This is a genomic window from Streptomyces hebeiensis (genome assembly GCF_052983195.1).
Genome location: NZ_CM129812.1, coordinates 2456679 through 2478012 on the forward strand (window position 1 = coordinate 2456679; position 21334 = coordinate 2478012).

The 21334-nt window shown below is 70.4% G+C and carries 16 protein-coding genes; 1 reads left to right on the plus strand and 15 read right to left on the minus strand.

Annotated features, from left to right (window positions below):
- Nucleotides 1–149 precede the first annotated feature (149 nt).
- The 12 genes from ACU6P3_RS10470 to ACU6P3_RS10525 form a co-directional block, all read right to left on the minus strand.
- On the minus strand, nt 150–932 hold the full coding sequence (locus ACU6P3_RS10470) for a TIGR03936 family radical SAM-associated protein (protein ID WP_447196876.1): 783 nt from the start codon (nt 930–932) through the stop codon (nt 150–152).
- A 436-nt stretch (nt 933–1368) separates the two neighbouring features.
- Complete coding sequence (locus ACU6P3_RS10475; protein WP_447196877.1) at nt 1369–3297, minus strand: TIGR03960 family B12-binding radical SAM protein; 1929 nt, start codon at nt 3295–3297, stop codon at nt 1369–1371.
- A 52-nt stretch (nt 3298–3349) separates the two neighbouring features.
- Nucleotides 3350–5104 (minus strand): CYTH and CHAD domain-containing protein, encoded by a 1755-nt coding sequence (locus ACU6P3_RS10480; RefSeq protein ID WP_447196878.1) that lies wholly within the window; start codon nt 5102–5104, stop codon nt 3350–3352.
- A gap of 85 nt (nt 5105–5189) precedes the next feature.
- A complete protein-coding gene (gene rodA, locus ACU6P3_RS10485) occupies nt 5190–6386 on the minus strand; it encodes a rod shape-determining protein RodA (RefSeq protein WP_344277218.1) in 1197 nt (398 codons plus the stop codon).
- Nucleotides 6387–6390: 4 nt separating this feature from the next.
- On the minus strand, nt 6391–8562 hold the full coding sequence (gene mrdA / locus ACU6P3_RS10490) for a penicillin-binding protein 2 (protein ID WP_447196879.1): 2172 nt from the start codon (nt 8560–8562) through the stop codon (nt 6391–6393).
- 109 nt (nt 8563–8671) lie between these two features.
- Nucleotides 8672–9343 (minus strand): rod shape-determining protein MreD, encoded by a 672-nt coding sequence (gene mreD, locus ACU6P3_RS10495; RefSeq protein ID WP_447196880.1) that lies wholly within the window; start codon nt 9341–9343, stop codon nt 8672–8674.
- Nucleotides 9344–9354: 11 nt separating this feature from the next.
- Nucleotides 9355–10410: a rod shape-determining protein MreC gene (gene mreC, locus ACU6P3_RS10500; RefSeq protein WP_447196881.1), complete on the minus strand. Its 1056-nt coding sequence runs from the start codon at nt 10408–10410 to the stop codon at nt 9355–9357.
- Nucleotides 10411–10599: 189 nt separating this feature from the next.
- Nucleotides 10600–11619: a rod shape-determining protein gene (locus ACU6P3_RS10505; protein ID WP_030352375.1), complete on the minus strand. Its 1020-nt coding sequence runs from the start codon at nt 11617–11619 to the stop codon at nt 10600–10602.
- Nucleotides 11620–11873: 254 nt separating this feature from the next.
- Nucleotides 11874–12287: a nucleoside-diphosphate kinase gene (gene ndk / locus ACU6P3_RS10510; RefSeq protein WP_030748132.1), complete on the minus strand. Its 414-nt coding sequence runs from the start codon at nt 12285–12287 to the stop codon at nt 11874–11876.
- Nucleotides 12288–12489: 202 nt separating this feature from the next.
- Nucleotides 12490–12861: a DUF4233 domain-containing protein gene (locus ACU6P3_RS10515; RefSeq protein ID WP_447196882.1), complete on the minus strand. Its 372-nt coding sequence runs from the start codon at nt 12859–12861 to the stop codon at nt 12490–12492.
- Nucleotides 12862–12866: 5 nt separating this feature from the next.
- Nucleotides 12867–14390: a bifunctional tetrahydrofolate synthase/dihydrofolate synthase gene (gene folC, locus ACU6P3_RS10520; RefSeq protein ID WP_447196883.1), complete on the minus strand. Its 1524-nt coding sequence runs from the start codon at nt 14388–14390 to the stop codon at nt 12867–12869.
- A 268-nt stretch (nt 14391–14658) separates the two neighbouring features.
- Nucleotides 14659–17280 carry a valine--tRNA ligase gene (locus tag ACU6P3_RS10525; RefSeq protein WP_447196884.1) on the minus strand — a complete coding sequence of 874 codons (2622 nt, stop codon included), beginning with the start codon at nt 17278–17280 and terminating at the stop codon, nt 14659–14661.
- A 139-nt stretch (nt 17281–17419) separates the two neighbouring features.
- On the opposite strand from ACU6P3_RS10525, the gene ACU6P3_RS10530 reads away from it, so the two are divergent.
- A complete protein-coding gene (locus ACU6P3_RS10530; RefSeq protein ID WP_447196885.1) occupies nt 17420–18400 on the plus strand; it encodes a hypothetical protein in 981 nt (326 codons plus the stop codon).
- Nucleotides 18401–18453: 53 nt separating this feature from the next.
- On the opposite strand, the gene clpX is transcribed toward ACU6P3_RS10530, so the two are convergent.
- From clpX to ACU6P3_RS10545, 3 genes are all read right to left on the minus strand, one after another.
- Nucleotides 18454–19746 (minus strand): ATP-dependent Clp protease ATP-binding subunit ClpX, encoded by a 1293-nt coding sequence (gene clpX / locus ACU6P3_RS10535; RefSeq protein ID WP_030748146.1) that lies wholly within the window; start codon nt 19744–19746, stop codon nt 18454–18456.
- A gap of 152 nt (nt 19747–19898) precedes the next feature.
- Nucleotides 19899–20576, minus strand: a complete 678-nt coding sequence (locus ACU6P3_RS10540) for an ATP-dependent Clp protease proteolytic subunit (protein ID WP_030748148.1) — start codon at nt 20574–20576, stop codon at nt 19899–19901.
- A 71-nt stretch (nt 20577–20647) separates the two neighbouring features.
- A complete protein-coding gene (locus ACU6P3_RS10545; protein ID WP_030748149.1) occupies nt 20648–21253 on the minus strand; it encodes an ATP-dependent Clp protease proteolytic subunit in 606 nt (201 codons plus the stop codon).
- Between the last annotated feature and the right edge of the window lie 81 nt (nt 21254–21334).

Sequence of the window (21334 nt, forward strand, 5' to 3'; positions counted from 1 at the left end):
TCCGGGGCGCGGGCGCCGCACGGGAGCTGTTATGTCCGGCTCGCCGGTTCCCTGCGCGATGTACGCACGGCCTGGCGAAAGTCTTCTGGTCAGTGCGCCGTCCGTACCCGGTGACTGCCGGGTCCCAGGGCCGCGCTACAACGACCGTCCTACGCGGAACCTGCACCTTCCGGCGCCGTCGCGGCGGCGGTCCCGGCGGCCGCGGATGCGGCGGGCCGGACTGCCTCGCGGTCGGGCGCGAGCGGGTCGGTCACCGTGCCGGACTCCTCGTCGAAGAGCCCCTGCGCCAGCCTGGTCACCGCTGCGGGGACCGGCGGCGCCAGGTCGGCCACAGCTCGGAGACCGGACAGGACGTCGTCGGGTCGTACGGCAGGCGTCACGTGCCGAACAACCAGGCGCAGTATCGCACAGGGCGTGTCCCCTGGCCTATCAGGCCGGGAACGGTCCACGTCAAGTCCGGCCACCGCGCCACGTGCGTCGAAGGTCCGCATCCCGCTTTTCGTGCGGCGCTCGACCTCGACGGATTCGGCCGCGAGGAACGCGGCCACCGCGCTCTCCGCCTCCTGACGCGCCACTCCGTCCAGCCGCAGCTCCCACACGGAAGCGGTCAGCCGGTCGGCGAGTCCCGGGGTGCGGGCCTCCACGGCGTCGACGATGTCGAGGCCGGGCGGCAGCGACTCGTCGAGCAGGTCGCGCAGCTTGTCGGGGTCGCGCGCCTCCACCAGGGCGATCTCCAGGAACTCGGCCTCGCTGCCCGTGCCGGTGGGGGCGGCATTGGCGTAGGAGACCTTCGGGTGCGGGGTGAAGCCCGCCGAGTACGCCATGGGCACCTCGGCGCGGCGCAGCGCCCGCTCGAAGGCGCGCTGGAAATCACGGTGGCTGGTGAACCGGAGGCGGCCGCGCTTGGTGTAGCGCAGTCGGATGCGCTGCACCGCCGGTGCGGGCGGCGGGCCTTCGGGCTGTCGCTTGCCCAGTGGTTCTTCTCCTCGCTGCGGGCGGCGCGCGGCTACGCACCACCCTCGGATGTGGGGCCCCGCGTCCCGGCTCGGACCCGCTGTCGCGAGTAAACCCCGGTGGCGGTTCCGCGCCGTGGACGGTTGTTGTACCACCCAGAGTACGCGTACGGCCCTCCACCGGTTCCCCAGGCTGGGGAAACCCCACGCCGGCCGCGCCCCGGGGCACCCCGCGCACGCCGCCTCGGGGCCGGCGCAGAGTCGGCGGGAGCCCGGGCGGAGGACGTCTCGGGCCATGTCCTCCGGTCCGCGGTGTGCGGTTGCCGCGCACCGCGTCGAGCCCGCCGAATCTCATGCGTCCGATCGCGCGGTCCGGGCACGCCCGGACCCGAAGACGTCGCCGACGGGATGCGCCCTACTTGTTGACCACTGTCAGCGGCAGCAGTTTCTTGCCCGTCGGACCGATCTGGATCTCCGTGTCCATCTGCGGGCACACCCCGCAGTCGAAGCACGGCGTCCAGCGGCAGTCCTCGACCTCGGTCTCGTCCAGCGCGTCCTGCCAGTCCTCCCAGAGCCAGTCCTTGTCCAGGCCCGAGTCCAGGTGGTCCCAGGGCAGGACCTCCTCGTACGTACGTTCCCGCGTCGTGTACCAGGCCACGTCCACGCCGAACTCCGGCAGCGTCTTGTCGGCGCAGGCCATCCAGCGGTCGTACGAGAAGTGCTCGCGCCAGCCGTCGAACCGGCCGCCGTCCTCGTACACCGCGCGGATGACCGCGCCCACGCGCCGGTCGCCGCGGGAGAGCAGGCCCTCCACGATGCCGGGCTTGCCGTCGTGGTAGCGGAAGCCGATCGAGCGGCCGTACTTCTTGTCGCCGCGGATCTTGTCGCGCAGCTTCTCCAGCCGGGCGTCGGTCTCCTCGGCGCTGAGCTGCGGCGCCCACTGGAACGGCGTGTGCGGCTTGGGCACGAAGCCGCCGATCGAGACCGTGCAGCGGATGTCGTTCTGGCCGGAGACCCGGCGGCCCTCGGCGATCACGTTGACCGCCATGTCCCCGATCTGGAGGACGTCCTCGTCGGTCTCCGTCGGCAGGCCGCACATGAAGTACAGCTTCACCTGGCGCCAGCCGTTGCCGTACGCCGTGGAGACCGTGCGGATCAGGTCCTCCTCCGAGACCATCTTGTTGATGACCTTGCGCATGCGCTCGGAGCCGCCCTCCGGAGCGAAGGTCAGCCCCGACCTGCGGCCGTTCCTGGTCAGCTCGTTGGCGAGGTCGACGTTGAAGGCGTCGACACGGGTGGAGGGGAGGGACAGACCGATCTTGTCCTCCTCGTACCGGTCCGCGAGCCCCTTGGCGATGTCGCCGATCTCGGTGTGGTCGGCCGAGGAGAGCGACAGCAGGCCGACCTCCTCGAAGCCGGTCGCCTTCAGCCCCTTGTCGACCATGTCGCCGATGCCGGTGATGCTGCGCTCGCGCACCGGCCGGGTGATCATGCCGGCCTGGCAGAAGCGGCAGCCGCGCGTACAGCCGCGGAAGATCTCGACGGACATCCGCTCGTGCACGGTCTCCGCGAGCGGGACGAGCGGCTGCTTCGGGTACGGCCACTCGTCGAGGTCCATGACGGTGTGCTTGGAGACGCGCCACGGCACGCCGGAGCGGTTCGGGACGACGCGGCCGATCCGGCCGTCCGGCAGGTACTCGACGTCGTAGAAGCCCGGTACGTACACCCCGCCGGTCCGCGCGAGCCGGAAGAGGATCTCCTCGCGCCCGCCGGGGGCGCCCTCCGCCTTCCAGGCCCGGATGATCTCGGTGATCTCCAGGACGGCCTGCTCGCCGTCGCCGACGACCGCGCAGTCGATGAACTCCGCGATCGGCTCGGGGTTGAACGCGGCGTGCCCGCCCGCGACCACGATGGGGTGGTCGACGGTGCGGTCCGCCGCGTTCAGCGGGATGCCGGCCAGGTCCAGGGCGGTGAGCATGTTCGTGTAGCCGAGCTCGGTGGAGAAGCTCAGGCCGAACACGTCGAAGGCGCCGACGGGGCGGTGCGAGTCGACCGTGAACTGCGGGACCCGGTGCTCGCGCATCAGCTGCTCCAGGTCCGGCCAGACGCTGTAGGTGCGCTCCGCGAGCACGCCCTCGCGTTCGTTCAGCACCTCGTACAGGATCATGACGCCCTGGTTGGGCAGGCCGACCTCGTAGGCGTCCGGGTACATCAGCGCCCAGCGAACGTCGCAGCTGTCCCAGTCCTTGACGGTGGAGTTCAGCTCACCGCCCACGTATTGGATCGGCTTCTGCACATGCGGGAGCAGAGCTTCGAGCTGTGGGAAGACCGATTCGGCAGGCATCTCGCGGACCTTCGTGAGCTGACAAGGGTGACCATCCAGCCTACCCCGACGCTCACCCGGTCAGCCCCGAACGGATCTTCCGGGCGGACGCCCGCGCCCATACCCCGGGCAGCTCCCGCTCGCTGTCGGCGGCCCGCGCCTGCTCCTGGCCGTACAGCAGTCCCCAGGTGAACGCGGACTCGCCCGCCGCGTGGGCCTTGATCGCGAGTGCGCGCAGGGCGTCCCGGGCCACGACGCTGTCCTGGTGCTCGCCCAGCAGCGTCTGTACGGCCTTCACACGCTTGGCGAACCGTTTCGCGGGCTTGCCGAGCGCGGGGCGGGCGGCCTCGGCCGCGTACCGTGCCCGTTTGGCCGCCTTGCGGGCTCCGTGCAGTGCCGCGTCGCGCTCCGGGCCGGGCGGCAGCGCCAGGGCGTGCTCGGTCCGGTCCGCCAGCTTCCCGTACGCCTTGAGGATCGCCTTGGGCAGCGCTTTGCCGGGCTTCCGGGCGGCGGCCGGGCGCAGCGGCGGATCGGCCAGGAGCGTGTCGATCGAGGTGAGCAGGGCCAGGTACCGGGGGCTGTCGAGCACGGCGAGCGTGCGTTCGCGCGATCCGGCGGACCCGGCGGCGTGCCAGGTCTGGAGCCGGGCGCTGACGGGTCCGAGGAGCAGCGGCGCGGGCAGTGCGCCGGCCCGGGCGCGCAGCCGCGCGTCGAGCACCTCGTGGTCGCGGTCGACCCCCAGCTCCGCCGCGAGCCATTTCAGCTCGTCGGCGACCGGGTCGGTGGCGGCACGGTCCAGGAGCGCGCGGTGGGTACGGAAGGTGGAGCGCATCCGTCGGGTGGCGACGCGCAGCTGGTGCACCGCGTCGGGCAGGTCCCGGCGGACGGCCGGGTCCTGGGCGACGATCGCGTCGGCCTGCGCCCGCAGATAGGCGAGCACGTGGTCACCGGCGGTGACGGGCCGGGGCCGGAACGCCGCCGGGGCCGCCGGCGTCACCGCCGCGCCCGCCGCCTCCCCCGCACCCGCTGTCTTCGCGGACCCCGTCGTCTTCGCGGACCCCGCTGTCTTCGCCGTGTCCGCCGGCGGGCCGGGGCCGTCCCCGGGGCCCGGCGCGGTCTCCGCCAGTGCCCGGGCCAGCTTCGACGGAGCGGCCGAGCGGCGCAGCCCCGCCTTGCGCAGCCGCTTGTCCACCGCGTCGAGCAGTGCGGGATCTGTACCGTCCGCCAGTTCGACCTCGATCTCGGTCCACGCGACGGCGGCGACCCGGTCGCCGAGGCGCTGGGCGCGCACGGAATCGACGCTCACCTCGGCCAGCCGGTTCCCTTCGGCGTCCAGCAGGTGGCTGACGTCGCGCGAGGAACGCAGCCGGACGACGGGGATCAGCTCGGCGTCCCGGGTGCGGGAGCGCACCAGCGCGGCCAGCCCGGCGGGGACACCGCCGGCGAGCGGCGCCCGTATCTCGTCGCGCACGTCGGCGGAGACGGGGAGCTTGAGATGCCAGCCCTCGTCGGCGCCGCCCCTTCTGCGGCGCAGGGTGACGGAGTCGGCGGCCAGACGGAGGTCGGCGGTGTCGTAGTAGACGGCGTCGAGTTCCACCACCCCGCGTACGGCGACCGACGCGACCCCGCCGACACGGGTCAGGACGCGGGTCAGGTCGGGCAGGCCGTTCGTACCCCCGGAGGCGACGGGCCCGCCCTTTCCGACGCCCTTCCCCGCACCCTTCCCGACGCTCTTCCCGGCGCCTTTTCCCGCGCTCTTCCCGGCGCCCTTTCCGGACGGCTCGGGGAGTTCGTACTTCCTCTCGACCTCTCGCTTCATGTCCGCCATGTACCCGAATCTACGTCGTGGGATCGCGCGCCGGGCGATCCCACGACATGGCGCGTACCGGAGAGCGTGGCGCCCACACGAGGGCTCAGGCCGACATCGGCCGCTGCACCCGGATCGACTGGAGCAGCCCCACCGCTATCCAGACCGCGAACATCGACGTACCGCCGTACGACACGAACGGCAGCGGCAGCCCCGCCACCGGCATGATGCCGAGCGTCATCCCGATGTTCTCGAACGACTGGAAGGCGAACCAGGCGATGATCCCCGCCGCCACGATCGTCCCGTAGAGCTCGGTCGTCTCCCGCGCGATCCGGCAGGCCCGCCACATCACGACCCCGAGCAGGAAGAGGATCAGCCCGGCCCCGAGGAAGCCCAGTTCCTCCCCCGCGACCGTGAAGACGAAGTCGGTCTGCTGCTCGGGCACGAACTGGCCGGTGGTCTGCGAGCCGTGGAAGAGCCCGGTGCCGGTCAGGCCGCCCGAGCCGATGGCGATCCGCGCCTGGTTGGTGTTGTAGCCGACACCCGCCGGATCCAGCTCCGGGTTGGCGAAGGCCGCGAACCGGTTGATCTGGTACTCGTCCAGCACCCCGAGCGCCGCGACCGCGATCGCGCCGACCACTCCGGCGCTCACCAGGCCGATGATCCAGCGGTTGGAGGCGCCGGAGGCGAGCAGCACGCCGAGCACGATGACCACCATCACCATCACCGAGCCGAGGTCCGGCATCAGCATCACGACGGCCATCGGTACCACCGCGAGCGCCAGGGACTTGGCGACCGTGCGGTGGTCGGGATAGGTCTGGTCGCCCGCGTCCACCCGGGCGGCCAGCATCATCGCCATCCCCAGGATGATGGTGACCTTCACGAACTCGGACGGCTGGAGCGAGAGCCCGGCGATCCTGAGCCAGGCGTGGGCGCCGTTGATGGTGGCGCCGAGCGGGGTCAGGACGAGGACCACCAGGACCACGGAGAGCCCGTACAGCACCGGCACCGCGCCGCGCAGCGTGCGGTGCCCCAGCCAGATGGTGCCGGCCATCAGGGCGAACCCGATGCCGGTGTTGAGGAGGTGACGAACGAGGAAGAAGTACGGGTCGCCCTCGTTGAGCTGGGTGCGGTTGCGGGTCGCCGACCACACCAGCAGCGAGCCCAGCAGCGACAGGGCCACCGCCGAGAACAGCAGCGGCCAGTCCAGTCTGCGCACCACCGAGTCGCGGGCCGCGAGTTTCGCCCAGGTCCCGCGCTCGGGACCGTATCCGGAGACCGAGAAGCCACCTGTGCCGGCCATGGCGTCAGTCCCTTCGTACGGGGGAGGCGGGCGGGCCGGCGAGCGTCTGCTCGTCCAGCGGGTCCTTCGGCGGCTCGTACGGCGCGATCTTCGGCGCGTCGATCGAACCGTCCGGCTCGATCTTGGGCAGGGCGACCTGCGGCTGGGGCATCAGGGCCTTCTTCAGGTTCTGCTCGCCCTTCGGGTTCAGGCCGTACATGGCCTCGTAGATCTTGCGCACGGCGGGCCCGGAGGCCCCGGAGCCCGTACCACCCTGGGAGATCGTCATCACGATCGTGTAGTCCTCGGTGTACGAGGCGAACCACGAGGTCGTCTGCTTGCCGTAGACCTCGGCCGTACCCGTCTTGGCGTGCATCGGGATCTTGTCCTGCGGCCAGCCGCCGAACCGCCAGGCGGCCGAGCCGCGGGTCGCGACACCCGCGAGGGCCTCGTCTATCTGGTCGCGCGTCTTCTTCGACATCGGCAGCCTGCCGTGGGACTTGGGCACGATCTGACGGACGTTCTTGCCGTCGGGGCTGACGACGGCCTTGCCCACGGTGGGGTTGTAGAGCGTGCCGCCGTTGGCGATGGCCGCGTAGATGGTCGCCATCTGGATCGGTGTGACGAGCGTGTCGCCCTGGCCGATCGAGTAGTTCACGGAGTCACCGGCGCGCATCAGGTTGCCTTCGAGGCAGCCTTCGTAGGCGAGCTGCTGGACGTAGGTGCCGCCCTTCTTGCCCTGCTTGCACCAGGCGTCCTTGTTGGCCTCCCAGTACTTCTGCTTCCACTCCCGGTCCGGGACACGGCCCGGGACCTCGTTGGGCAGGTCGATCCCGGTCTCCGCGCCCAGGCCGAACTGGTGGGCGGTCTTGTAGAACCAGTTCTTGGCGTCCTTCTTCGGCTTCATCCCGCCGTCCTTGAGCCACTCCTTGTGCGCGAGGCCGTAGTAGACGGTGTCGCAGGAGACCTCCAGGGCGCGGCCGATGGTGATGTTGCCGTAGCCCCTGGACTCGAAGTTCTTGAAGACCTGGCTGCCCACGTTGTACGAGCTGGGGCACGGGTAGTCGCCGTCGAACTCGTAGCCGGCGTTGACGGCGGCGGCGGACGAGACGACCTTGAAGATCGAGCCGGGCGCGGCCTGCGCCTGGATGGCCCGGTTCAGCAGCGGGAAGTTGGACTTCTTGCCGGTGAGCTTGGCGTAGTCCTTGGCGGAGATGCCGCCGACCCAGGAGTTGGGGTCGTAGGTGGGGTTGGAGGCCATGGCGATGACCCGGCCGGTCTTCGCCTCCATCACCACGGCGGCGCCCGCGTCCGCCTTGTAGTGCTGGTTGGTGTTGCGGTCCATCTCCTTGCGGGCGGCCTTCATCGCCTGGTTGAGCTCGTACTCGGTGACGGCCTGCACGCGCGCGTCGATGGAGGTGATCACGTTGGCGCCCGGCTGGGCGTCGTCGCTGCGCTGCTGGCCGATGACGCGGCCGAGGTTGTCGACCTCGTAGCGGGTGACGCCGGCCTTGCCGCGCAGCTCCTTGTCGTACGTGCGCTCCAGGCCGGAGCGGCCGACCTGGTCGGAGCGCAGGTACGGCGAGTCCGTGTTCTGCGCCTTGGCGATCTCGTCGTCGGTGACGGGCGAGAGGTAGCCGAGGACCTGCGCGGTGTTGGCCAGTCCGGGCGCGGGGTAGCGGCGTACGGCGGTGGGCTCGGCCGTGATGCCGGGGAAGTCCTCGGCGCGCTCCCTGATCTGGAGCGCCTGCTGGGTGGTGGCCTCGTCGGTGACCGGGATCGGCTGGTACGGCGAACCGTTCCAGCAGGGCTGCGGCGTCTTCGCGTCGCAGAGCCTGACCTTGTCCATGACGTCCTTGGGCTTCATGTCGAGGACATCGGCGAGCCGGGTCAGGACGGCCTTGCCGTCGTCGGTCATCTTCATCAGCTCGGTGCGGCTGGCGGAGACGACGAGCCGGGTCTCGTTGTCCGCGAGCGGCACGCCGCGCGAGTCGAGGATCGAGCCGCGCACGGCGGGCTGGACGACCTGCTGGACGTGGTTGTTCTTGGCCTCGTCCGTGTACTCCTGGCCGTTGCGGATCTGGAGGTACCAGAGCCGGCCGCCGAGGGTGAGCAGGAGGGAGAGGACGAGGACCTGGATGACGACGAGCCGGATCTGGACCCGGGGGGTCCGCCCGGTCTCGGGGATGTTGCTCACTGCGACCCCCCACGGGCGAGTTGGGACCTCGGGCGCGCGCCGCGCCGGTACGTACGGCCGGGCGCGCCGCCGGGCGAGGAGGCGCGCCGGGGCGGGTGGGGAGCCGGGCTCACAGTCGCTTGACCCCCTTGATCCGTCCTGCCCGTGCCGCGCGGTTCCTGGCGGCGCGCAGGCGCAGTCCGCCGCGCTGGCCGCCGATGCTCAGCCCCGTGCCCGAGGCGAGCCAGCCGGCGGCGACGTCGCCCCCACCGCCACCGCTCTGGGTCTCGGCGAGCGGATCGTTCTCCGCCTTTCTCGCCAGGGCCATGACCAGCGGAATGGTGAACGGCGCGAGGAGCAGGTCGTAGACGGCGGCGGTGAACAGCAGTCCGCCCAGTCCGACATGGCGGGCGGCGGTGTCCCCGACGAGGGCGCCGACCGCCGCGTACAGCAGGGTCGAGCCGAGCGCCGCCGCGACGACCGCGGTCATGGGGCCGAGGGCCGTGCGCATCTGGCCCTTCTCGGGCTTGGCGAGTCCCGCCAGGTAGCCGATCACGCAGAGCACCAGCGCGTACCGGCCCGCCGCGTGGTCGGCGGGCGGCGCCAGGTCGGCGAGCAGCCCGGCGCCGAACCCGATCAGCGCGCCGCTGACATGCCCGTACACGAAGGCCAGCGCGAGCACGACGAGCAGCATCAGGTCGGGGACGGCCCCGGGGAGCTGGAGCCGGGCGAGGATGGTCACCTGGACGACCAGGGCGACGACGATGAGCGTGGTCGAGAGCAGGACGCGGTTGAAGCGCATGGGAATCAGCTCTATTCCTGGTCGTCCGCTTGGCCGGTGGTGCCCGCGCCGGCGTCGGCGGTGGCGTCGGGGTCCCCGCTCGGCGCGTCCGGGTCGTCCACCGGCGCGTCGGCGTTCTCGGTGTCCGCACCGTCCTCGCCGGAGGTGAAGCCGTCGGACGGCGACGGGGTGACCGTGACGGTGACGGTCGGCGTGGGCTCGGCCTTGGGCTTGGGCGGCAGCACCGCGTCCCGCGGGTCCTCCCGGGGAGCCTCGACCACGACGCCGACGATGTCCAGCTTGGTGAAGCCCACGAAGGGACGCACGAAGACCGTTCTGGTCAGGTCGCCGCCGGAGGGGTCCACCCGGACCACTTGGCCGACCGGGACGCCGGGCACGAACGGCTTGTCCTTGCGGGAGCCGAAGGTGACCAGCCGGTCCCCCTTCTTGACCTTCGCCTTTCCGTTGAGCAACTGCACGGACAGCGGCTGGTCGCCCTGACCGGTGGCGAAGCCCAGCTCGTCGGTCTTCTCCATGCGGGTGCCGACGGTGAAGTCCGGATCGTTGGCGAGCAGGACGGTCGCGGTGTGCGGTCCGACGGTGGTGACGCGGCCCACCAGGCCGTCGCCGTTGATGACCGTCATGTCGCGCCGGATACCGTCGTTCGCGCCGATGTCGATCGTGACCGTCCAGGAGAACCCCTGCGCGGCTCCTATGGCGATGACCTCGGCGCCCTTGATCCCGTACTGGCCGGCGCCGGCCTTCGCGAGCATCTTGTCCAGCTCGCGCACCCGGCTGCGGTTGCGGTCGTCGCTGCCGAGCCGCTGTTTGAGTTCGGTGTTCTCCTTCTGGAGCGCGGCGATGCGGTTGTGCCGTTCACCCGAGTCCCGTACGGCCCCTATGGCGTTGCCGACCGGATCGACCGCGGAGGCCACACCGTTCTCCACCGGTCCCAGGACCGTCGCGGCGGCCCGCCGCGCGCCGTCGACCGGGGACCCCTCGCCCCCGCGAATGTCCACCGTGATCAGCGCGAACGCGATGGCGATCAGCAGCACCAGGAGCAAACGGCTCTCTCGTGTGTCCCTCACGTGCGGCGGCCGTGCCTTCCTCGTAGGAATGATTCTGCCTGTATGTCAACGATCCGCCGTACGCGAGGTCATGGCCTTGGATCGCGGGTCCCCCGGCCCGGCGGCCGGGGGAGGCACGCATCGGAACGACGGAGAGGGACCGCCGCTCCCGCTCGGCGGCGGGAGCGCGTCACCTCGGCCCCTCGGACCTCAGCGGCGGGGCTGCGCGTCCAGGACCTGCTGGAGCGCCTCGAACTCCTCGACACACTTGCCCGACCCGAGCGCCACGGAGTCCAGTGGGTCCTCCGCGATGTGGATGGGCATCCCGGTCTCGCGCCGCAGCCGCTCGTCCAGGCCGCGTAGCAGGGCGCCGCCGCCGGTGAGCACGATCCCACGGTCCATCACATCGCCGGACAGTTCGGGCGGGCACTTGTCGAGCGTGGTCTTCACCGCGTCGACGATGGCGTTGACCGGCTCCTCGATGGCCTTGCGGACCTCGGCCGCGGAGATCACCACGGTCTTCGGCAGGCCGGAGACCAGGTCGCGGCCGCGGATCTCGGTGTGCTCGTCCTTGTCGAGGTCATAGGCGGAACCGATGGTGATCTTGATGCTTTCCGCCGTCCGCTCACCGAGCAGGAGCGAGTACTCCTTCTTGATGTGCTGGATGATCGCGTTGTCCAGCTCGTCGCCCGCGACCCGGATGGACTGCGCGGTGACGATGCCGCCGAGCGAGATCACGGCGACCTCGGTCGTACCGCCGCCGATGTCGACCACCATGTTGCCGGTGGCCTCGTGGACGGGGAGACCGGAGCCGATGGCCGCGGCCATCGGCTCCTCGATGATGTGCACCTGGCGTGCGCCGGCCTGGGTGGACGCCTCGATCACGGCACGGCGCTCCACGCCCGTGATCCCGGAGGGCACACAGACGACGACCCGGGGACGGGCCAGATAGCGACGCTTGTGAATTTTGAGGATGAAGTAGCGCAGCATGCGCTCGGTGATCTCGAAGTCGGCGATGACGCCGTCCTTCAACGGCCGGACGGCCACGATGTTGCCCGGTGTCCGGCCGATCATCTTCTTCGCCTCGGCGCCGACCGCGAGAATGCCGCCCGTGTTGGTGTTGATGGCGACCACGGACGGCTCGTTGAGTACGATCCCCCGGCCCCTGACGTACACCAGCGTGTTGGCGGTCCCGAGGTCGACAGCCATGTCACGGCCGATGAACGACATGTTGTTCCCCATGAGGATGCGTCTGGCCTTCCCAAATCGAGCGTTGACGGCTTCTCAGGATGGCGAGGTGGGTGCTGTGGCTTTGGAGGGTTCCATCGTAGTGCCGACGGTACGGTGACGGCGCGGTGGCCCACCTCAAAAAGGGTGACGAAGTGTCCGTGCCAGGCCTTCCCGAAAGTGGCCTGGATATGCCCAAAGGCGACCGAATTCCTTCGATCGCCCCAGGTTATCAGCGCCGTTCGGCTGATGGTCGGTCAGGAAAGTCCCGGGAAGAAGATTTTCAGTTCCCGAATGGCGGACTCCTCGGAGTCCGAGGCGTGGATGAGGTTCTCCCGGACGACGGTCCCGAAGTCCCCCCGGATGGAGCCCGGGGCCGCGGCGATCGGGTCGGTCGGGCCGGCGAGCGCGCGGACTCCCTCGATGACCCGCTCCCCTTCCACCACCAGAGCGACGACGGGACCGGACGCCATGAATTCCACGAGCGGCTCGTAGAACGGACGGCCCTTGTGCTCGCCGTAGTGCTGCTCCAGGGTGTCCTGGTCGAGCGTGCGCATCTCCAGCGCGACGATGCTCCAGCCGGCCTTGCGCTCGATACGGCTGATCAGCTCGCCGATGAGCCCACGCCGGACCGTGTCAGGCTTGAGCAGGACGAGGGTGCGCTGGGTCATGGTGTGCGGCTCCTTGGGAAAACGAGTGCGGTGAGGTGAGATTACCGGGGGCGCGCGGGGCCGGGTAACCCGGATCACCACCGGGCCCCGGGGCCGGGTGAAACCGGATCACCGGCGCCCCGCCGGACCGCCCGGCAGGGGGCGCGTTCCCGGCCGCTCGCCCTGCCGCGAGGCCCGGTACCCGACCGCGCCCGGGGCCTCGCTACGCCGCCCCGCCCGGAGCCCCGGCGCCCTCCCGGTCCTCGGCCTGGGCCGCCCAGCGGGCCTTCGCCTCGTCGATCACCCGGCCGTAGTGGATCGACGCCCACCACAGCGCCGCGAAGATCGCACCGAGGACGAACATCATCGGCACCACGAAACCGCCGGCGATCAGCCCGATCTGCAGGGCCCAGCCGAGCGCGAGACCGCCGGGGCGGGTGATCATCCCGCAGAGCAGCACGGACAGCAGCATGGCGACGCCGCAGACCGTCCAGACCGTCCCCACCGACAGCTCGTCCGACTTCATGGCGACCAGTCCGGCGAAACCGATCACGAAGAATTCACCGATCAGCGTCGACGCGCAGAGCGTACGCATGGCTCTCAGCCCTTCCTCAGCAGCAGCCGGGCCTCGCCGACCGTGATCACCGAGCCGGTCACCAGCACACCGGCGCCCGCGAACTCCCCCTCGTCCTCGGCCAGAGTGATCGCCTCCTCCAGCGCGTCGTCCAGCCGCGGCTCGACCTGGACCCGTTCCTCCCCGAAGACCTCCACCGCGACCGCGGCCAGCGCGTCCGCGTCCATCGCGCGTTGGCTCGAATTCCGGGTGACGACCAGCTCCGCGCAGATGGGCTCCAGCGCTTCGAGCACCCCGCGCGCGTCCTTGCCCTCGCTCGCCCCCACCACGCCGACCAGCCGGCTGAACCCGAAGGCCTCGGTGACGGCCGCGGCGGCCGCCCGGGCCCCGGCCGGATTGTGCGCCGCGTCCAGCACCACCGTCGGCGAACGCCGCACGACCTCCAGCCGGCCCGGCGAGGACACCGCCGCGAACGCCTTGCGGACCGTGTCCACGTCCAGCGGCCTGGCATGCTCCGCGCCGATCCCGAAGAACGCCTCGACCGCCGCCAGCGCCACCGCCGCGTTGTGCGCCTGGTGCTCGCCGTACAGCGGCAGGAAGATCTGCTCGTACTCACCGCCGAGGCCGCGCAGCGTCAGCAGTTGGCCGCCGACCGCGATCTCGCGGGAGACCACCCCGAACTCCATGCCCTCACGGGCGACCGTCGCGTCCACGTCGACGGCCTTCTTCAGCATCACCTGCGCCGCGTCCACCGGCTGCTGCGCCAGGATCACCGTCGCGCCCGGCTTGATGATCCCGGCCTTCTCCCCGGCGATCTCGCCGGCCGTGGAACCGAGCCGGTCGGTGTGGTCCAGGTCGATCGGCGTGATCACGGCGACCGAGCCGTCCAGCACGTTCGTCGCGTCCCAGGTGCCGCCCATGCCGACCTCGACGACCGCGACGTCCACCGGGGCGTCGGCGAAGGCCGCGTACGCCATGCCGGTCAGCACCTCGAAGAACGACAGCCGGTACTCCTGCGCCGCGTCCACCATCTCCACGTACGGCTTGACGTCCTCGTACGTCTCGATGAACCGCTCGGCGGACACCGGGGCACCGTCCAGGCTGATCCGCTCCGTGACCGACTGGATGTGGGGGCTGGTGTAGCGGCCCGTGCGCAGCTCGAACGCGCCGAGCAGCGCCTCGATCATGCGGGCCGTCGACGTCTTGCCGTTGGTGCCGGTGATGTGGATGGAGGGATAGGCGCGCTGCGGGTCCCCCAGCACGTCCATCAGCGCGGCGATCCGCTGGACCGAGGGGTCGAGCTTCGTCTCGCCCCAGCGGCCCGCCAGCTCCTGCTCGACGGCGCGCAGCGCCCGGTCCACCTCCGGATCCTCGGGCCGGGCCGGGACGCCGTCGCCCTGGACGGGCCCGGCCTGGGCGCGCAGGGTACGGCTGCCGGCCTCGATCACCGCGAGGTCGGGGTCGCGGTCTGTCTCAGCGGCGATGATCTCCTCGAAGTCGTCGGGGCCACCGGGCTCGCCGGGCTGGTCGGAAGGACGGTGCTCGCTCACGGGGACCAGTCTACGGAGGACTGCCGACACCGGGACGAACCCCGTCCGTCCCGGATGTCCCGAGGCCGGTCGGGTACGGGACGGGACGGCCGGCGCGGACCGGCTGCCGCCGTCCGCCGGACGGGACGGCACGTCGGCGGCCGTTCGGCACGGCCCGCCCATGACTCGTCCGACACGACGCGCCCGCGGGAAACGCCGATCGCCCCGGACCACGTGGTCCGGGGCGATCGGCGTCGTACGAGCCACGCGCCCGCGTCCGGGCCGGCTGTCAGCCCTGCGGCAGGTTCGCGAGCTGCGCGGTCAGCCGCTCGATGTCCGCCTCGGCCTTGGCGAGCCGGCCGCGGATCTTGTCGACCACCTGGTCGGGAGCCTTCGCGAGGAACGCCTCGTTGCCGAGCTTCGCCGTCGCCTGCGCCTTCTCCTTCTCGGCCGCGCCGAGGTCCTTCGTCAGCCGCTTGCGCTCCGCCTCGACGTCGATCGTGCCGGACAGGTCCAGCGCCACGCTCGCGCCGGAGACCGGCAGGGTCGCCGTCGCCTGGAAGGACTCCCCCTCGGGCTGGAGGCGCAACAGCTGCCGGATGGCCGCCTCGTGCGGCGCCAGCGGCGTGCCGGACAGGTCGAGCCGGGCCGGGACCTTCTGGCCGGGCTGGAGCCCCTGGTCGGAGCGGAACCTGCGGACCTCGGTGATCACCTGCTGGAGGTGTTCGATCTCCCGCTCGGCCGCCGGGTCGCGGAAGCCGCTGTCCGCCGGCCAGTCGGCGATGACGACGGACTCCCCGCCGGTGAGCGTGGTCCACAGCGTCTCGGTGACGTACGGGACGACCGGGTGCAGGAGGCGCAGGGTGACGTCGAGGACCTCGCCGAGCACCCGCCCGGAGACCTTCGCCGGCGCGCCGCCCGCGAGGAACGCGGTCTTGGACAGCTCGACGTACCAGTCGAAGACCTCGTCCCACGCGAAGTGGAAGAGCGTGTCCGAGAGCTTCGCGAACTGGTAGTCGTCGTAGTACGCGTCGACCTCGGCGACCACGGCGTTCAGCCGGGAGAGGATCCACCGGTCGGACGCGGACATCTCGGCCGCGTCCGGCAGCTCGCCCTCGATGGTCGCGCCGTTCATCATGGCGAAGCGCGTGGCGTTCCAGATCTTGTTGGCGAAGTTGCGCGAGCCCTGGACCCAGTCCTCGCCGATCGGCACGTCGACGCCCGGGTTGGCGCCGCGGGCCAGGGTGAAGCGGACCGCGTCGGAGCCGTAGGTGTCCATCCAGTCCAGCGGATTGACCGCGTTCCCGAAGGACTTGGACATCTTCTTGCCGAACTGGTCGCGGACCATGCCGTGCAGCGCGATGGTGTGGAAGGGCGGTGTGCCGTCCATCGCGTACAGGCCGAACATCATCATCCGGGCGACCCAGAAGAAGAGGATGTCGTAGCCGGTGACCAGGACGGAGTTCGGATAGAATTTCTCCAGGCTGGGGGTCCGCTCGGGCCAGCCCAGCGTGGAGAACGGCCACAGGCCGGACGAGAACCAGGTGTCGAGGACGTCGGTGTCCTGCGTCCAGCCCTCGCCGGTCGGCGCCTCGTCGTCGGGGCCGACGCAGACGACCTCGCCGTCCGGGCCGTACCAGACGGGGATGCGGTGTCCCCACCACAGCTGTCGGGAGATGCACCAGTCCCGCAGGTTGTCGACCCAGCCGAAGTAGCGCGACTCCATCTCCTTGGGATGGATCGCGACCCGCCCGTCGCGGACGGCGTCCCCGGCGGCCTCGGCCAGCGGGCCGACCTTGACCCACCACTGCATGGACAGCCGGGGCTCGATGGTCGTCTTGCAGCGGGAGCAGTGGCCGACGGAGTGCTGGTACGGGCGCTTCTCGGCGACGATCCGGCCGTCGGCCCGCAGCGCGGCGACGATGGCGCTGCGCGCCTCCATCCGGTCCAGGCCCTCGAAGGGGCCGGGGACGGTGATGACGGCCCGCTCGTCCATGACGGTGATGTTCGGCAGGTCGTGCCGCCGGCCGATCTCGAAGTCGTTCGGGTCGTGGGCCGGGGTGACCTTGACGGCGCCCGTGCCGAACGCCGGGTCGACGTGTTCGTCGGCGACGACGGGGATGGTGCGGTCGGTGAGCGGCAGCAGGATCCGCTTGCCGACCAGGTGCCGGTAGCGCTCGTCGTCCGGGTGGACGGCGACGGCGGTGTCACCGAGCATCGTCTCGGCGCGGGTGGTCGCGACGACGACGGTGTCCTCGCCCTCGCCGTACTTCAGCGAGACCAGCTCGCCGTCGTCGTCCTGGTACTCGACCTCGATGTCGGAGATCGCGGTGAGACAGCGCGGGCACCAGTTGATGATGCGCTCGGCGCGGTAGATCAGCTCGTCGTCGAACAGCTTCTTGAAGATGGTCTGGACGGCCCGGGACAGGCCCTCGTCCATCGTGAAGCGCTCGCGCGACCAGTCCACACCGTCGCCGAGCCGCTTCATCTGCCCGGAGATCTGCCCGCCGGACTCCGCCTTCCACCGCCAGACGCGCCGGACGAACTCCTCGCGTCCCAGGTCGTGCCGGGACTTGCCCTCCTTGGCGAGCTCGCGCTCGACGACGTTCTGCGTGGCGATGCCGGCGTGGTCCATGCCGGGCTGCCACAGCGTCTCGTACCCCTGCATGCGCTTGCGGCGGGTCAGGGCGTCGATGAGGGTGTGCTCGAAGGCGTGCCCGAGGTGCAGGCTGCCGGTGACGTTGGGCGGGGGGATGACGATCGTGTAGGGCTCTTTGTCGCTCTTGGCGTCCGCCTCGAAGTAACCCCGCTCCACCCAGCGCTCGTACAGCTTCCCCTCCACCTCGGCCGGAACGTACTGGGTCGGCAGTTCGGGGATGCTGGCTGGCTGGCGCTGAGCGTTATCGGTCACGCCGGTCAGTTTAGAGGTGTCACAGCCCTGTACTGAAACGAGATGTTGCGTAACGGTCCCGCCCCCGGCGACCTCACGCTCCGGCTCTTCCGTCAGGATGTACGGAACGCATAAACATTACGAGGGGAACCAGAGTCAGATGAGCTACAACCAGCCGGGCCCGTACGGGGGGCAGCCGCCTCAGCAGCCTGGGCCGTACGGTCAGCCGCCGCAGGGGCCGCCGCAGCCCGGCTACGGTTACCCGCAGCAGCCGCCCCAGGGCGTGCCGCCGCAGGGGCCGGGTTACGGCTACCCGCAGCAGGCCCCCCAGGGCCCGTACGGCCAGCCCCCGCAGGCGCCGTACGGGCAGCAGCCTCCGCAGGGTCCGTACGGCCAGCAGCCGCCCTACGGCGGTGCCCCGTACCCGCCGCCGCAGGGGGGCGAGCCCAAGAAGAAGACCGGCCTCGTCATCGGGGCGTCCGTGGTGGCCCTCGCGGTGATCGCGGGCGGCGCGTACCTCCTCGTCGGCGGTGGCGGCGGCAGCTCGGTCGCGGACGACGGACCGCACAAGCTGACGACACCGGCGACGGTGCTGGGCGGTACGTTCAAGAAGGCCGAGGACGGCGGCAGCAGCACCTTCTCCGACGACGACCTCAAGGACGCCGCCGAGTGGGGCGTGAAGAACCCGAAGGACGTCAGCGCTTCCTACGAGTCGGGCAGCAAGGACAACCCGATGGCCCAGAAGCAGCTGTCCTTCGGCGGTGTGTACGGCGAGATCGACGACCCGGAAGCCACCGTCGACGCCATGTTCGCCTACATGAAGAAGTCGGCCGCGGAGGACAAGGACAGCGAGACCGAGGGCGAGTTCGTCGGTGAGCCCGAGGCGTTCGAGCCGGAGGGGCTGGAGGGCGCCGTCCTGAAGTGCCAGGACGTCAAGCTCACCAACAAGGAGGCCGGGTCGGGCGCGGCCGCCGGGCCCAAGGAGTTCACCATGCCGATGTGCATCTGGGGCGACCGCAGCACACTCTCCCTGGTGATGAACGTCGATGTCGCCGGCCTGGTGACCGGACAGAGCACCGCTCTCAAGGACGCGGCGGACACCGCGGCCAAGCTCCGCGGCGACGTCCGTGTGAAGCTCTGACGGCGGATCGCGGGACGTACACACGACGCGGGGGCGCCGCTACGTGTGTGCCGTTACGCCGACTTCTCGTGGCGGCCGTCGTTCTTCACGATCCTCGGCTCGCGCGGGACCAGTGTCGGGTTGACGTTGTCGCGGACGACCTCCGCCGTGATGACGACGCGGGCGACGTCCTTGCGGGAGGGCACCTCGTACATCACCGACTGGAGGACCTCCTCCAGGATCGCGCGCAGGCCGCGCGCGCCCGTGCCGCGCAGGATCGCCTGGTCGGCGATGGCCTCCAGGGCCGGGCGGTCGAAGTCCAGCTCCACACCGTCGAGTTCGAAGAGGCGCTGGTACTGCTTCACCAGCGCGTTGCGCGGCTCCACCAGGATCTGGAGCAGGGCCTCGCGGTCCAGGTTGTGGACGGAGGTGAGGACCGGGAGGCGGCCGATGAACTCGGGGATCATCCCGAACTTCACCAGGTCCTCCGGCATGACCTCCTGGAACTGGTCGCTCGCCTCGATCTCCCGCTTGGACCGGATCGTGGCACCGAAGCCGATGCCCTTGGCGCCCGCGCGCGACTCGATGATCTTCTCCAGGCCGGCGAACGCGCCGCCCACGATGAACAGCACGTTCGTCGTGTCGATCTGGATGAACTCCTGGTGCGGGTGCTTGCGTCCGCCCTGCGGCGGAACGGAGGCCGTGGTGCCCTCCAGAATCTTCAACAGGGCCTGCTGGACGCCCTCTCCGGAGACATCGCGGGTGATCGACGGGTTCTCGCTCTTGCGGGCGACCTTGTCGATCTCGTCGATGTAGATGATGCCGGTCTCGGCCTTCTTGACGTCGTAGTCGGCCGCCTGGATCAGCTTCAGCAGGATGTTCTCGACGTCCTCGCCGACATAGCCGGCTTCCGTCAGCGCCGTCGCGTCGGCGATGGCGAACGGCACGTTGAGCATGCGGGCCAGTGTCTGCGCGAGGAGCGTCTTTCCCGAGCCGGTGGGGCCCAGCAGCAGGATGTTGGACTTCGCGAGCTCGATCGCGTCCTCCCGGCCCGAGGCGCCGCCGTTCTCGCCGGCCTGAACGCGCTTGTAGTGGTTGTAGACCGCCACCGAGAGGGCCTTCTTGGCGGGCTCCTGACCGACGACGTAACCCTCGAGGAACTCGTAGATCTCACGGGGCTTGGGCAGTTCCTCCCACCGCACCTCGGAGGTCTCCGCGAGTTCTTCCTCGATGATCTCGTTGCAGAGATCGATGCACTCGTCGCAGATGTACACACCGGGCCCTGCGATGAGCTTCTTCACCTGCTTCTGGCTCTTCCCGCAGAACGAGCACTTGAGCAGGTCGCCGCCATCACCGATGCGTGCCACGAGGTGCTTCCCCTTCGCCTGGGAGCAGCTTTGGTTCAGCGGCTCCTGTGCCTCATATCCGACGGTACCTTGCCCGGGCCCGGGTTCGGGCCCCCCTTGGCGCGGTTCACATGGTCGTGCGACCCGTGCGGCCGCGCCAAGGGTGCCGGTCGTCAGGCGGCCGCTGCGGCCGTGGTGCTCTTGCGGGTCGACACGATCTGGTCGACCAGGCCGTACGCGAGCGCGGCGTCCGCCGTCAGGATCTTGTCGCGCTCGATGTCGTCGCGGACCTTCTCGATCGGCGTGGTGGAGTGCTTGGCCAGCATCTCCTCCAGCTGCGTGCGCATGCGCAGGATCTCGTTGGCCGCGATCTCCAGGTCGGAGAGCTGCTCGCGGCCGGTCTGGCTGGACGGCTGGTGGATCAGCACGCGCGCGTTCGGCAGGGCGAGGCGCTTGCCGGGGGTGCCCGCGGCGAGCAGCACCGCGGCGGCGGAGGCGGCCTGCCCCATGCACACGGTCTGGATGTCGGGCTTCACGAACTGCATCGTGTCGTAGATGGCCGTGAGGGCCGTCATCGAGCCGCCGGGGCTGTTGATGTAGATCGAGATGTCCCGGTCCGGGTCCATCGACTCCAGGCACAGCAGCTGCGCCATGACGTCGTTGGCGGACGCGTCGTCGATCTGCACCCCGAGGAAGATCACGCGCTCCTCGAACAGCTTCGCGTACGGGTCGTACTCGCGCACACCCTGCGAGGTGCGCTCGACGAAGCGGGGCACGACGTAACGGTTGTCCACCTGCGGGCCGGTGTAGAGGCCGCTCGCGGCGTTGTGGTTCATGTGGGTGTTCACCATCCTGTGGCGTTCGGTGGGCTGGACCGGCTGGTGCGGAGCGGGAACGGACGGCGATCGCGCCGCGAGAGCCGTCAGGCGCCCGTGCCGCCGCCGCCCGGAACACCCGAGGCAGCGGAGATGATCTCGTCGATGATGCCGTACTCGCGGGCCTCCTCGGCGGTGAACCAGCGGTCGCGGTCACCGTCGCGGATGATGGTCTCCTCGGTCTGGCCGGTGTGCCGTGCGGTGATCTCGGCCATGCGCTTCTTGGTACGGAGCAGCTGCTCGGCCTGGATCTTGATGTCGGAGGCGGTGCCACCGAGGCCGGCGGAGCCCTGGTGCATGAGGATGTCGGTGTGCGGCAGCGCGAAGCGCTTGCCGGCGGTGCCACCGGTCAGCAGGAACTGTCCCATGGACGCGGCGAGGCCCATACCGATGGTGACCACGTCGTTCGGGATGTACTGCATGGTGTCGTAGACGGCCATGCCGGCCGTGACGGAACCACCGGGGCTGTTGATGTAGAGAAAGATGTCCTTCTCGGGCTCGGCCGCGAGGAGGAGGAGCTGCGCCGTGATCTTGTTGGCGATGTCGTCGTCGACCTGCTGGCCGAGGAAGATGATCCGCTCTCCGAGCAGCCGGCTGTAGACCTGGTCGCCGAGGCCACCACCGAGGGACGGCTCACCGGCGGCGTAAGGCATCAGATTCGTCACGTATACACCTGCTCGTCTCTGACGGCTGCGGCCGTCTCAGCGTCTTCGTACCGGGGACGGGATACTCCC

Bases quoted from the DNA above. Each gene is read 5' to 3' on its own strand.
- ACU6P3_RS10515 (WP_447196882.1), bottom strand. From the start codon at position 12,861: ATGCGTACGCTCTGCGCGTCGACGCTGATCGGTGAATTCTTCGTGATC.
- mreD (WP_447196880.1), bottom strand. From the start codon at position 9,343: ATGCGCTTCAACCGCGTCCTGCTCTCGACCACGCTCATCGTCGTCGCC.
- ACU6P3_RS10505 (WP_030352375.1), bottom strand. From the start codon at position 11,619: ATGTCGTTCATCGGCCGTGACATGGCTGTCGACCTCGGGACCGCCAAC.
- ACU6P3_RS10545 (WP_030748149.1), bottom strand. From the start codon at position 21,253: ATGCCTTACGCCGCCGGTGAGCCGTCCCTCGGTGGTGGCCTCGGCGAC.
- ACU6P3_RS10480 (WP_447196878.1), bottom strand. From the start codon at position 5,104: ATGGCGGACATGAAGCGAGAGGTCGAGAGGAAGTACGAACTCCCCGAG.
- ndk (WP_030748132.1), bottom strand. From the start codon at position 12,287: ATGACCCAGCGCACCCTCGTCCTGCTCAAGCCTGACACGGTCCGGCGT.
- ACU6P3_RS10475 (WP_447196877.1), bottom strand. From the start codon at position 3,297: ATGCCTGCCGAATCGGTCTTCCCACAGCTCGAAGCTCTGCTCCCGCAT.
- ACU6P3_RS10540 (WP_030748148.1), bottom strand. From the start codon at position 20,576: ATGGTGAACACCCACATGAACCACAACGCCGCGAGCGGCCTCTACACC.
- rodA (WP_344277218.1), bottom strand. From the start codon at position 6,386: ATGGCCGGCACAGGTGGCTTCTCGGTCTCCGGATACGGTCCCGAGCGC.
- ACU6P3_RS10530 (WP_447196885.1), top strand. From the start codon at position 17,420: ATGAGCTACAACCAGCCGGGCCCGTACGGGGGGCAGCCGCCTCAGCAG.